Source organism: Rhizobium sp. BK212, from assembly GCF_014197475.1.
In the GTDB taxonomy this organism is placed as follows: Bacteria; Pseudomonadota; Alphaproteobacteria; order Rhizobiales; family Rhizobiaceae; genus Rhizobium; species Rhizobium anhuiense.
In genome coordinates this window covers 982,561-995,529 of record NZ_JACIFS010000001.1, presented here as the reverse complement: position 1 = coordinate 995,529, position 12,969 = coordinate 982,561, and the positions used below count along the sequence as shown (strand labels likewise).

Annotated in this window: 11 protein-coding genes; 3 read left to right on the top strand and 8 right to left on the bottom strand. The window is 63.0% G+C overall.

The window, feature by feature from the left end:
* Positions 1–4 precede the first annotated feature (4 nt).
* The 5 genes from FHT79_RS04735 to FHT79_RS04715 form a co-directional block, all read right to left on the bottom strand.
* Complete coding sequence (locus FHT79_RS04735; protein WP_183903005.1) at positions 5–1,042, bottom strand: LacI family DNA-binding transcriptional regulator; 1,038 nt, start codon at positions 1,040–1,042, stop codon at positions 5–7.
* A 123-nt stretch (positions 1,043–1,165) separates the two neighbouring features.
* A complete protein-coding gene (locus tag FHT79_RS04730; RefSeq protein WP_097595619.1) occupies positions 1,166–2,206 on the bottom strand; it encodes a LacI family DNA-binding transcriptional regulator in 1,041 nt (346 codons plus the stop codon).
* A 151-nt stretch (positions 2,207–2,357) separates the two neighbouring features.
* Positions 2,358–2,675 (bottom strand): hypothetical protein, encoded by a 318-nt coding sequence (locus FHT79_RS04725; RefSeq protein WP_183903004.1) that lies wholly within the window; start codon positions 2,673–2,675, stop codon positions 2,358–2,360.
* 105 nt (positions 2,676–2,780) lie between these two features.
* Positions 2,781–4,679, bottom strand: a complete 1,899-nt coding sequence (locus tag FHT79_RS04720) for an ABC transporter ATP-binding protein (protein WP_183903003.1) — start codon at positions 4,677–4,679, stop codon at positions 2,781–2,783.
* Between the two features lie 90 nt (positions 4,680–4,769).
* The gene (locus FHT79_RS04715; protein ID WP_179869510.1) at positions 4,770–6,731 is read right to left on the bottom strand and encodes an ABC transporter ATP-binding protein; all 1,962 of its coding nucleotides are present in this window, start codon (positions 6,729–6,731) and stop codon (positions 4,770–4,772) included.
* Between the two features lie 124 nt (positions 6,732–6,855).
* Here FHT79_RS04715 and FHT79_RS04710 point away from each other — a divergent pair, with 124 nt between their 5' ends.
* The 3 genes from FHT79_RS04710 to FHT79_RS04700 all read left to right on the top strand — a co-directional run bounded on the left by FHT79_RS04710 (position 6,856) and on the right by FHT79_RS04700 (position 11,190).
* Positions 6,856–7,473 (top strand): flavodoxin family protein, encoded by a 618-nt coding sequence (locus FHT79_RS04710; RefSeq protein WP_183903002.1) that lies wholly within the window; start codon positions 6,856–6,858, stop codon positions 7,471–7,473.
* 312 nt (positions 7,474–7,785) lie between these two features.
* The gene (locus tag FHT79_RS04705) at positions 7,786–9,192 is read left to right on the top strand and encodes an FAD/NAD(P)-binding protein (protein ID WP_028756179.1); all 1,407 of its coding nucleotides are present in this window, start codon (positions 7,786–7,788) and stop codon (positions 9,190–9,192) included.
* A 69-nt stretch (positions 9,193–9,261) separates the two neighbouring features.
* Positions 9,262–11,190, top strand: coding sequence for a PAS domain-containing sensor histidine kinase (locus FHT79_RS04700; RefSeq protein ID WP_047612633.1), 1,929 nt, complete (start codon positions 9,262–9,264; stop codon positions 11,188–11,190).
* On the opposite strand, the gene FHT79_RS04695 is transcribed toward FHT79_RS04700, so the two are convergent.
* Genes FHT79_RS04695 through cyoC form a run of 3 tightly spaced genes read right to left on the bottom strand, consistent with a single transcriptional unit; the run spans position 11,171 to position 12,968 of the window.
* Complete coding sequence (locus FHT79_RS04695; RefSeq protein ID WP_183903001.1) at positions 11,171–11,953, bottom strand: SURF1 family protein; 783 nt, start codon at positions 11,951–11,953, stop codon at positions 11,171–11,173. The two genes, FHT79_RS04700 and FHT79_RS04695, sit on opposite strands and share 20 nt — an antisense overlap.
* Entirely contained in the window at positions 11,950–12,351 is a 402-nt protein-coding gene (gene cyoD / locus FHT79_RS04690) for a cytochrome o ubiquinol oxidase subunit IV (RefSeq protein WP_028756182.1), read from the bottom strand. Before cyoD ends, FHT79_RS04695 begins: the two co-directional genes overlap by 4 nt.
* On the bottom strand, positions 12,348–12,968 hold the full coding sequence (gene cyoC / locus FHT79_RS04685) for a cytochrome o ubiquinol oxidase subunit III (protein ID WP_028756183.1): 621 nt from the start codon (positions 12,966–12,968) through the stop codon (positions 12,348–12,350). The genes cyoD and cyoC overlap by 4 nt, the downstream gene beginning before the upstream one ends.
* Position 12,969: the final 1 nt, after the last annotated feature.

The window sequence follows — 12,969 nt, the reverse complement described above, 5'->3', positions numbered from 1 at the left end:
AGGTTCAGGCTGTCAGGGTGAAAGCGTCGCTTTCACCGGGAACGAGTTCCAGCGGCCAGATCCGGTTGCGGGCGCCCTGCGGATAATGATCGGCATAGGCCGGCATGGTGGCGAGCAGGGTTTCGCCGAGTTGCGCCCCGAGATCGCGCAGCGACATGCGGAAGGAGGTCAGCGACGGCTGCAGGAAATGGGTGCGCGGCTCCTCGCGGAAACCGACGACGGCGAGGTCGCGGCCGGGCACGATGCCGGCCTCGGCCAGCCGCCGGTAAAGCCCGATCGCCATCAGCTCGTGGATCAGGATGATCGCGGTCGGCCGCTCTTTGATCATCAGCAATTCGTGGCCAGCCTGATAGCCGCCCTGTTCGCTCGACTTGACGCGGATGACGAGAGCCGGATCGAAGGCAATGCCGTGCCGTTGCAGTGCCTGGCGGTAACTGTCGAGGAAGATGTAGCCGAGATTGATGTCGGAGGAGGGGGCGGCTACCGCGATCCGCCGGTGGCCTTTCGCGACCAGCCGGTCGACGCCGCGCGCCGCCACGCCCTCGAAATCGAGATCCATCCAGGTATAGCTGCCGCCGAACGCGCTGCGGCCGAGCGCCACGAAGGGGATGCGGGCCTTTTCCAGAAGCTCGATGCGCCGGTCGGTGCGTCGCGTCGCGGAGATGATCAGCGCATCGACCAGGCGGCGCGCCACCATGCGCTTCAGATATTCGTGCGGATCCTCGTCATCGGGACAGGGCAGCATGACGAGATCGAGCTTGTGACGGGAAAAGACGCTCTGCAGCCCGTCGGTGACGCCGAGGAAGAAGTCGTCGCTGTTTTCGACCGTCTCGCGGCTGACTTCGAGCATCAGCCCGATGACGTTGGTCATGCCCTGGCGAAGGCTGCGGCCCGACTGGTTGGCGACGTATCCGAGCTCCTCGGCGGCGGCAAGCACCCGTCGGCGCGTTTCGTCGTTGACGTCGGGCTTGCCGTTCAACGCACGGGATACGGTTCCGATCGAAATGTCGAGATGTTTGGCAAGCTGGCGAATTCCCTTCATCTCAGGCGATCTTCCTCCCTTACAGCGCCGAGCGTCATATAGGACGCACAAACGACGCTGTAACACTTTGATCTACGTGTCTTCTTGCCACAGGATGGCGTCCGCGAAAAGCGGTTGGGGAGGTTAGGGTTCGAAGCTCTGGCGGATGATGAGTTCCGGAATGACGCGCTCGTAACCTGGAGGCGCATCGGGGTTTTCAAGCCGCCGCTCCATCAGCTCGACGGCGCGCAATGCCATGGTCAGCGGATCCTGGCGGAAGGTGGTGAGCTGATAGCTCAGCCAGGCGGATTCCGGCACGTCGTCGAAGCCGATGACGGCGACATCCTCGGGGATGCGCAGCCGCGCTTCCAGGCGCACGACATCCATCAGCCCGAAGGCGAGCTGGTCGTTGACGCAGAAGACCGCGTCGGGCTTGATTTTTTCCGAAAAGAGCGCGCGCCCGGCAGTGACGCCGCCATCATAATCGGAATCGCCGCCGCGCCCGACGACAACGGATGCGCCGAGCGACCCGGCCGCCAAAAGGAAGGCGTTTTCGCGCTCGATGATGGCAGGCGTTCCCGTGTTCGAGCCGATGACCGCCAGCCGCCGTCTGCCGCTTTCGTAAAAGGCCGTCGCCGCCTTGCGGGAGGCTTCGGAATTGCCGGCGCGCACATGGTCGGCGCCGGGTTCCGAGCGGCCGATCACGACGAGCGGCTGGCCGTTTCGCTGTGCGAGTTCGAAAAAACTCGCCGGCGGCGAGCCGGAGAGGATGATGATCGCTTCGGCGCGGTGGCCGATCAGCATCTTCTGGGCGGCGAGCAGCTCGTCTTCCGTCTGGCCAGTGTTGATGAGGATAGGGATGCTGCCGCGTTTGATCAGGCTTTTGGCCAGTGCTGCGGCGAGATGCGCGCGAAAGCCCAGCTCCGGCCGCGTGGCGACGATGCCGACGAGACGGCTCCGATTGGCAAGTACGCCGCGCGCCAGGTCGTTGACGTGATAGCCGAGTTCCTGCGCTGCCCGCAGCACCTTTTCCCGCGTTGCCGGCGCCACGCTGGCGCCCGGCGTGAACGTGCGCGACACGGCCGAGCGCGAAACGCCTGCCAATTGCGCGACCTGCTCGGCGCTGACGAAGCGCATGCGTTCTTTCTTCGGCGCCTTGCCGCCGGTCCCCGGACCATCATTCATCGGCTTTCAGCTACTGCTCATCTCTTACAGCCGAATGACAGGAAGCGCATGGGCAGCCAGAATTTTGATGAAAATGCCGAGGCTGCAGGACGCAACCTCGGCGGATGGGCGAAAATAATGAGATGAACGCCCTCGGAGGCGTTCAGGTCCGCTACTCGCAGACCCGCACGGTTTCGGTATGATAGCCGCCGTCATAGCGGTTGCGCACGTCACGGTCCTCATACCAGCATCTCGGCGCGGGTTCGACATAGCGAGGGCCATCGACATAGCGGGGACCGCCATCGACGTAACGGGGGCCGCCATTGGCGATCGCGCCGCCGATCAGGCCGCCGACGACACCTGCGGCAACGCCGCCGGCGATGACACGACCGGTGTCGTTGTGATGATGGCGATCACGCGCGGCAGCAGGCTGAATGGCCGATCCAACAAGGGCCGTGGCGATCAACAGGCTGCTTATAACTCTCTTCATAACGTTCTCCTCAGTGGCAACTGGGTCCCCGATAGGAGATAAATGGGGCAGCACGGCGTTTGTTCGTTCAAACTTTGCAACAGGCATTAATGCATGCTGCCCGAGTCAGGTCGCCGATTGCGCCGCCGTCGTCTCTTCCAGCACGTCTTCGGAAATGTCGTCGAAGGAGGCGTAGTTGAGATTATAGAGCTTGGAATAGAGCTTGCCGTTCTTCATCAGCAGGCGGTGGTCGCCGTTTTCGATGATTTCGCCGTTCTGCAGCACGATGATGCGGTCCGCCTCGCGGATCGTCGCCAGTCGGTGGGCGATGACCAGGCCGGTGCGGTTTTCGAGCAGCTTCACCAGCGCCTTCTGGATCAGCATCTCGGTATAACTGTCGATATTGGCCGTTGCTTCGTCGAGCACGAGGATCTTCGCGTCCGCCACCAGGGCGCGGGCAAAGCTCAAAAGCTGGCGCTGACCGAGCGAAAGATTGCCGCCGCGCTCACCGAGAACGCTGTCGTAACCATCGGCCAGTCGCATGATGAAGTCGTGCGCGCCGACGGCCTTCGCCGCCTCGATCACCTCTCCACGCGTCGCCCCCAGCTTGTGGTAGCGGATGTTTTCGAAAACAGTGCCGGTGAAGAGGAAGGGCTCCTGCAGCACCATGGCGATCTGCGCCCCGAGCGAATCCTGGGTCAGATCACGCACATCATGGCCGCCGACCAGCACCTGGCCCTGTTGCACATCGTAAAAGCGATGGATCAGCGACATGCAGCTCGATTTGCCGGACCCGGTCGGCCCGACCAGCGCCACCGTCTCGCCGGGATTGACCTTGAAACTGACATGCTTGAGCACCGGATGTTTCGGATTGTAGCCGAAGACGACGTCCTTGAATTCGACCGAGCCGTCCATGTCGCGCGACAGCGCCGTGGCACCAGGCGCATCCTTGATGTCGACAGGCACGTCGAGCACTTCGGTCAGCCGCTGGCCTGACGCCATGGCGCGCTGCATCACCGAATATTGCAGGGTCAGCGAACGGATCGGGTCGAAGAAGCGCTGGATATAGAACAGGAAGGCGATGAGCACGCCGACATCGAGCGCCTGGTTGAGCACGCGGGCGCCGCCGACGACGATGACGAGCGCCATTGCCACGCCGGTCAGGCTGTCGACGATCGGCACCATCACCTGCGCATAACGCGCCGCTGTCAGATGCGTCTTGAGGTTGGCATGCGCCTTGTCGTCATAGAGCGTGAAGTTGACGCCCTGCCTGTCCATGCTTTGGACGGCGCGCACGCCGTGGATCGCTTCGGCGAGTGCGCCGGCAGCAACCGAATTGGTCTCGTGCGCGGCCATGAAAGATTTGCGGGCGAGCGGCAGCCAGAACAGCCGGACGATGAACAGCACCGGCAGCACCGAGAGCGTCAGCAGTCCCAGCTTGAAATCGAGATAGAGCATCACGAATACGATGCCGAAGAGCAGCACGATGTCGCCGACGGAAAGCACCGAGGTTTCGAGGAATTCCTGCATGGAGTTGACGTCGCCCTGCAGGCGCGACATCAGCCGGCCCACTTCGGTCTTGTCCATGAAGGAGAGCGAGACGCGCTGGAGATGCGAAAACATTGCCTTGCGGATATCGAAGAGCACCTCTTCCGCCACGCCGCCGACCAGCGTCTCCTGTGCGTAGCTCGCCGCATAGTTGATGAGGATGGCCATCGTGAAGGCGACGATCGACCAGATCAGCGCCGAATGGTTGCCGCCCGGCGACATGCCATGGTCGATGGCATAGCGGATGATCAGCGGGATGATGAGCTGCATCATCGTGAAGGTCAGAACGGCGACGACGGACCAGAGGACCTGACGGCGATAGGGGTGAACGAAAACCCAGATGCGCTTGATGATGTTGCCGTCGAAGGCCCTGCCGAACATCTCCTCCTCGACGCGATGCGAACCGACCACCGCCCGCGGCGGGCGGCGTCCATCCTCGCGAACGTCGGGACGCTCGGTTTCCAGTTCCTCGGCCATGACATTCCTCCCGCGGCCATCACTTCCGGTGGCCTGCATAGTCACTACACATTCCTCTCCACTTGGCAGCAGAGGGGAACATATCCGTTGCTAGGCGCTCAGCGCCTCGTCGCCCGGCCGCACCTGAAGGTCGTAGAGCGCCTTGTAGCGCCCGCCGAGCGAAAGCAGCGCCGCATGCGTGCCGCGCTCGACGATCCGGCCGTCTTCGACGAACAGGATCTGGTCGGCATGCATCAGCGAGCTCAGGCGATGGGCAACGATGATCGTTACGCGGTCAGCGGCATAGCGGCGCATGGCGCCGCGGATGCGCTGCTCCGTGGCCGCATCGATTGCCGCCGTCGAATCGTCGAACACCATCACCGCCGGCTTCAGCATCAGCGCGCGGGCGATCGAAAGACGTTGCCGCTGGCCGCCGGACAGCGAAACGCCACGCTCGCCGACGACAGTGCCGTAACCGGTGGGCAGGCCGAGCACGTAATTGTGGAGCTGGGCGCTTTCGCTGGCGCGCTCGATGCGGCCTTCCTTCGCCCACGGGTCGCCATAGGCGATATTGTTTTCGATCGTCGTGGTGAACAGGAAGGAATCCTGCTGCACGACGGCCACCGCCCGGCGCAGCGATTGCAGCGTCGCCTTGCGGATGTCCTGGCCGTCGATGGTGATCTTGCCGCCGGTGACGTCGTAGAAGCGCGGGATGAGATGGGCGATCGTCGACTTGCCGCTGCCCGGAGGTCCGACGATGCCGATCGTCTGGCCGCGCCTGGCTTCGAAGGAGACATCGTGGAGCACAGTGCGCTTTTCCGAACCCGGATAGGCGAAGCTGACATTCTCGAAGCGCAGCACGCCATCGGTGAGCTTCAATTCCTTCGCATCCGGCGCATCCTTGATTGAAATGTCGAGGTCGAGCAGGGCAAAGAGGCGCGTGCCGCAGGTGGAGGCGCGGGCAAAGGCGTTGACCATCAGGCCGAGCTGGCGCACCGGCATCTGCAGGATGGTCATGAAGGTCAGGAACGAGGCCAGCGTGCCGACGGTGATCTCGCCCGACATCACCTTGCCGCCGCCGACCCAGAGCACCAGGCCCATCGCCGCGAAGAAGGAGAAGGTCATGGCGCTGGTATTGGTGACGCGGATGCCGACGCGCTGATGCGCGAGCGCCAGCGCATTCTTCGACGCCGCCTCGAATTTCGACATTTCGTGGTCCTGCGCGGCAAAGGCGCGCACGACGCGGATGCCGCCAAGATTCTCCTCCATGATGCGGGTCAGCACCGAAAGCCGCTCCTGCAGGTCGAGCCAGGTGGCGCGCAGCCTGAGCTGCGTCACCGAGGAGCGCCAGCCGACGAAGGGCACGAAGGAGAGCGCCAGCAGGCCAAGGACGATATCGGTCGACAGGAGCATATAGGCGCCGATTCCGATCAGGATCGACAGCAGGATCATCCGGACGAGCGCGGTGGAAAAATACATGCGCACGCCTTCGAGGTCGAGCAGGCCGACGGTGATCAGGTCGCCGGAATGCACGGTGTCATGAAAGCTGAAGGAGAGCCGCTGGATCTTTTCGTAGCAGGCCAGCCGCAACTCGTAGCCGATGTGATGGCCGACCGATTCGCTGTAATAGTTCTGGACCATGGTGAAGAGGCCGCGCAGCACGCTGGCCCCGAGCAGCAGCAGCGCCGTGGTCAGAAGCGCGTCCTGCGCCACCTGGCCCGCCGCTCCGCCGCTCATCGCCATCTGCGTGTGGTCGACGGCCTGGCCGAGAAGGCGCGGGATCATCAGCTGGAAGGTAGAGGCGACAAGCGTGGCGCCGATCGCAAAGCCGGATTGCCAGGGGTGGCGGAAGGCCATCATGGTGATGCGCACCAATGTGTAGAGGCCTCGGCCCCAGCCTGCCGCAGTTGCAAGCGCCATCGAAGCCGAAGGCTTCGTCGCGCGTGTTAACGCATCGCTGCTCACGGTATTTTTTCCAATAGATGTGTGGTCGGACGCTGGCCCGAAAAGACGGCAAATCCATGAAGGGATTGATAGCATCTTCACTTTTGCCGATTCCATTTGGGGGTTCAAGTAAAGAATTCACCAGTTGGTTATTTTTACGTGAGGTCGCCTCACCACCCCGGCGGGAACGATCTGCGCGCGAACGGGTTGCAGCAGGCGAATGCCCGACAGCCAGCCTTTACCGGAGAGACCCATGCCGCTCAAAGCTCTCGCCCTCAATGCCACGCTGAAGACCAGCGACGCCAAGGAGGCGTCCTCGACCGACCGGATGATCGGCCTGATAGACAAGGCAATGTCCGCGCACGGTGTCGTGACCGAGGTGCTGCGCCTTGCCGATTTCAACATCAAGCCGGGCGTCACCTCGGACGAAGGCGCCGGCGATGATTGGCCTGATATTCGCGCAAAGCTGCTCTCCGCCGACATCCTGCTGATGGCGACGCCGATCTGGCTCGGCCAGCCATCCAGTGTCTGCAAGCGGGCGCTGGAGCGCATGGACGCCTTCCTCGATGAGGCGGACGATCAGGGCCGTATGGTCTCCTATGGCCGGGTCGCGGCCGTCGCCGTCGTCGGCAACGAGGACGGCGCCCATCACGTGTCGGCCGAGCTCTTCCAGGCGCTGAACGACGTCGGTTTCACCATCCCCGCGAATGCGGTCGCCTATTGGGTCGGCGAGGCGATGGGTTCCACCAATTTCGCCGATCTAGACAAGGTGCCGAAGGTCGTGACGACATCAGTCGAGATGCTGGCGCGCAACACGGTGCATCTGGCAAACCTGCTGAAGGCCAAACAATATCCGGGCGAGGGCAGCTGAAGAGGGGCGGCCCGGCCGGACTTTATCCGAAATATCTGTAAATTATCTTTATATTTCAATGGATTGAAACGATGTGGCAATAAAGCTCTTGCCACATGCGCCATTTAGCGCTTTCATACACTACTAGTTTAATAGACTATGGACGAGCGTGATTGCTCCCCTAGTTTCCTTGCGGGGCCGCTGGTTCGGACCCCCGATGCCGCGGCAGATGTTGCGAATGGCCGCATGAACCTCATCAACGCATGATCCGCTGTTTTATGCGTTGAAACCTCGATCGACCCATAGTGCGGATGAAGCCGCAAAGGAGTTGCGATGACGGTTCAGGGACTTTTTTCGGCGAGAGCCAATGCGGCGGCGCAGATCTCGGCCGTGCCGCGCATCGCCATCGTCGGGCGCGGCTTTTCGGGCATGATGACGGCGATCGCGCTGATGAAGACGGTGCGCGCGCCCTTCCATCTGCAGCTGTTTGATCCGAATTCGTCGGTCAGCGGCGGGCAGGCGCTGGCTTCAGCCCGCTCCTCGACGATCCTCAACACCCGCGTGCGCGATCTTTCGGTTTCGCTCGGCGATAATGACGATTTCAACGACTGGCTCTGCAGCAACGCCGCCTTCCGCGCCGCCGTGCCGGCGGCCATCCCCGGATTCCGGCAGATCTTCGTGCCGAAGGAAATTTTCAGCGATTATGTCTACCAGCGCTTTTCGGAGGCGCTGGCCGCCCGCAGGGACATCACCGTCCAGGTCTGCAACGATCCGGTCGTGGCGATCCGAAGGAGCCACGGCAACCGCTTCCTGCTCGAAAGCGCCAATCCCGCCAATCCGCTGTTCGATACCGTGATGCTTGCCACCGGCTACGGCCTGACTGCGCCGGATGCCGGCGAGCAGGAGGCTTCGCCGGTCAGAGCCCAGCGCCTGGTGGCGCGGCCGCATGCCGTGCTGCTCGGCAGCGGCATCCGCGTCGTCGACCAGCTGCTGCAGCTGCGCGATTCCGGTTATGCCGGCCAGGTGACGATCATTTCCCGGCACGGCTTTCTGCCCCAGAGCCATACGCCGAATTCCGCCGATCCGGTCTTCCCGGCCGAAGCGCTGCCGCAGAGCCTGCCTGACATCGTCCACTTCATCCGCCAGGCCTGTCGCGAGGCGGAGGAGGAGGGCCGGAGTTGGCAATCGGTGATGAACGGCCTCAGGAAACACGCCCGCTCGCTTTGGCGCTCGCTGCCGGCGCGGGACAAACATCAGTTCAACCGGCACCTCAGGGCGATCTACGACAGCCATCGCAACCGCCTGCCGGAGGCCATGCACCTGCGGCTGAAACGCGAGCTCGCCGAGGGTCGCACGGTGCTGCGCCGCGGCCGCGCTGGTCGCCGGGGCCTGAGCGGCCTGTTCTTCACGCCGGCCGGTTCCGCTGCCGAGGAAGTCATCCATGCCGAGCGCATCATTGACTGCCGCTGTCAGGCGCCGGATCTTTCCGCGCCGCTGATGCAGAGCCTGCTTTCGGCCGGCCTCGCCATGCCGGATGAGCTGTCGCTGGGGTTGGCGGTCAATGCGCGTGGCGAGCCCTTCCTCGAGGACGGTTCGACGGTCGCCGGGCTCTTTGCCGTCGGCCCGCTCGGCCTTGGCAGCCTGCCCGATATCGATCTCGTGCCGGAGATCGTCTCGCAGGCCTATGCGGCTGCCGAGCGCGTCGGTGAGCGGTTCTACCCGCAGGTCAAGGCCGTCTGAAATTCGAGGCTGTTTCGGAACCATCCGCCCGCCGCTGCGTTATAATGCGCTGGTGGTTAAGAGGGGCCGATGGAAGCGCTGAATCGACATGATACGTCTCTCAACGAGGAGGGACGCTTTCGCCTTCTGGTCGATGCCATCACCGACTACGCCATCTATATGCTGAGCCCTGAAGGCATCATCACCAGCTGGAATACCGGCGCTCAGCGCTTCAAGGGTTACAAACCTTCCGAAATTCTCGGCGAGCATTTCTCCCGTTTCTATCTGGAAGAGGACCGCGCAGCGGGAGTTCCGGCGCGTGCGCTCGCCACGGCGGCGGAACACGGCCGGTTCGAGGGGGAAGGCTGGCGCCAGCGCAAGGATGGCAGCCGCTTCTGGGCGCATGTGATCATCGATCCGATCCGCCGTCCCTCAGGCGAGCTCATCGGCTTTGCCAAGATCACTCGTGATCTGACCGAACGCAGAGCAGCGGAACAGACAATCCGCCAGAGCGAGGAACAGTTTCGCCGGCTGATCCAGGGCGTCTCGGACTATGCGATCTACATGCTCGATCCCAACGGCAACGTCAGCAGCTGGAATTTCGGCGCCGAGCGTATCAAGGGCTATCGGCCTGATGAAATCATCGGCCGGCATTTCTCGACCTTCTACACCCCCGAGGATCGCGCCACCGGCGTGCCGGAGGCCGCTCTCGCCATTGCGCGCGCCGAGGGCCGGTTCGAGCGGGAAGGCTGGCGCATGCGCAAGGACGGCACCCGTTTTTGGGCGAGCGTCGTCATCGACGTCATCCGCGACGACGAAGGCGGCGTGCTCGGTTTCGCCAAGATCACCCGCGATATCACCGAGAAGATGGAGACTCAGCGGGCACTGGAGCAGGCGCGCGAAGAACTCTTCCAATCGCAGAAGATGGAAGCCATCGGTCAATTGACCGGCGGTATCGCCCATGACTTCAACAATCTGCTGATGGCTGTACTCGGCAGTCTCGAAATCCTCAAGAAGCGCATGCCGCAGGATCTCTCCCTGACGTCGTTGGTCGACAATGCCATGCAGGGTGCTCAGCGGGGTGCTGCCTTGACGCAGCGTATGCTGGCCTTTTCCCGCCGGCAGGAACTGCTGATGGAGCCGATCGACGTTTCCGGCCTGGTCCGCGGCATGATGGATATGCTGAGCCGTTCGCTCGGACCACTGACCGTGATCGAAACCTCTTTCCCGGTCAGGCTGCCGACGATCCTGACCGATCCGAACCAGCTCGAGATGGCGATCCTGAACCTCGTTGTCAACGCCCGCGATGCCATGCCGTCCGGGGGCCGGATCGTGCTTCGCGCGTCCGAGGAATCGGTGCCGGCGGGCAAGGGTCCGCTGCCGCCCGGCCGCTATGTCCGCATCGCGGTGATCGATGAAGGCGAGGGCATGGATGCAAAGACGATGGAGCAGGCAATTACTCCGTTCTTCACCACCAAGGGTGTCGGCAAGGGCACCGGCCTCGGCCTTTCCATGGTGCAGGGCCTTGCGTCCCAGTCCGGCGGCCGCCTCATGCTGAAGAGCAGCCTCGGCGAAGGCACGACGGCCGAAATATGGTTCCCGGTCGTCACTGTCGAGCGGGTGACCGAGGCCGCTGCCGGCCTGCCGCTACGCGAGGACAATGCGCCGCGCCGGCTGCGCATCGTTGCCGTCGATGACGATGGTTTGGTGCTGATGAACACGACGCTTATGCTGGAGGATCTCGGCCATACGGTGTTCGAGGCGATGGCGGGGTCCGAGGCGCTGGAGATCCTGCGCAAGCAGAAAGTCGACCTGGTAATTTCAGACCATGCCATGCCGCGCATGACTGGCGCACAGCTCGCACAGGCGATCCGCAAGGAATGGCCCGATATGCCGATCATCCTCGCAACCGGTTACGCCGAGATCCCCGAAGGGGCAGGCATCGTTGACCTGCCGCGCCTCGGCAAGCCGTTTTCGCAAGCGCAACTCGCCGAGGCGATCAGCCGGATCGCTTCATAGCGGCTTTCTCGCCGCGAAGAATGAATACCAGCAGCGCCAGCACCATCGCCGCCAGCCCGTACCAGGTGATTGCATAGAGGAGATGGTTGTTGGGAAAAGCGATGATCGTGAGGCCGCCGACAGGCAGGCCGCCCGGATTGGCCGTGGCATCGGCGTCGATGAAATAGGGAGCGACCGCACTGATGCCGCGCTTTTCAGCGATCGCCGCGACATCGCGTGAATACCACCGGTCGGCTGCGACGTCGTTGGATTGCAGCAGCGATCCCTTCGGCTCGGTCATGCGCATCAGCCCGGTGATCTCGACCGGGCCGGACAGTTCGCCCTCGCGGCGCGAGGCCGGGTCGCGCCTGTCGGTCGGCACGAAACCGCGATTGACGAGGATCGATGTGCCTTCGGCAAGTGTGAGCGGCGCCATCACCCAATAACCCGGACCGAGTATCGTGGAGGCATAGACCAGCGTCTCCTTGTCGTTCGCCAGCATCCCCACCGCGGTCACCCGCCGATATTCGTCATCGGCGGCATTGACCTTGCTCCACTCGGCGCGCGTCGGGGCAGGCACGGGTGCGGCATGCACACGCTGGTCGACGCGGGCGATGAGGTCGCGTTTCCAGGCGAGGCGCTCAACCTGCCAGGTGCCGAGTGCCGCGATTGCGGCGGCAAGCAGGATCAGGCAGACGGCGAAGACCGCGCGTTTTACCTGATAACGCCGTTTTTCCGAGGGAGCCTGCGGGTGACGCTGCCGCCGCCCCTTCGTAGCAGTCACGGCATGTTCTTCATCATTTCGGGACTCATCGGCATCATGTTGGTGTTGAGATGATGCATGACCCAGAGCGAGCCGGAGAGCGCGATGGCGACGATGATGAGGGTGAAGATCAGCGCCATGATCGTCCAGCCGCCCTCGCTCCTGGTGTTCATGTGCAGGAAGAAGACCATATGGACGACGATCTGGATCGCGCCGAGGCCCATCACCAGCACCGCCGTCACCGCCGGGCTTTCGAACACGCCTGCCATCACAAGCCAGAAGGGAATGGCGGTGAGGATGACGGAGAGCACGAACCCCGCCATATAGCTGCGGAATGTGCCGTGGCCGGCCTGATGGCCGTGGCTGTGGCCGTGATGAGCCTCGTGGGCATCCTCATGTGCAGGTGCTTGCGAACTCATCCGAGAACTCCCAGCAGGTAGACGAAGGAAAAGACGCCGATCCAGACGACGTCGAGGAAGTGCCAGAACATCGAAAGGCACATCAGGCGGCGGCGGTTGGCCTCGATCAACCCGTGCATCGACACCTGCACCATCAGCGTGATCAGCCAGATGATGCCGAAGGTGACGTGCAGCCCGTGCGTGCCGACCAGCGTGAAGAAGGAGGAGAGGAAGGCGCTGCGCGTCGGCCCGGCTCCCTCATGGATCAGGTGGATGAACTCGTAGAGTTCGAGCCCGATGAAGGCTGCGCCGAACAGGCCGGTCACACCAAGCCAGAACAGCGTTTCCGCCTTGGCGTTCCGCTCCATCTGCAACATGGCGAAGCCATAGGTGATCGAGGAGAACAGCAGCATCGAGGTGTTGAGGGCAACGATCGGCAGATCGAAGAGATCGGCCGGCGACGGGCCGGCGGCATAGTTGCGGCCGAGCACGCCGTGTGTTGCAAACAGCACCGCGAAGATCAGGCAGTCGCTCATCAGATAGAGCCAGAAACCGAGATTGGTGCTGTTCTCCGGATGATGATCTTCCGTCAGGTAGAATTCAGGCTTTTCGGCCGTGTCGATGGTGTGATCGCTCATG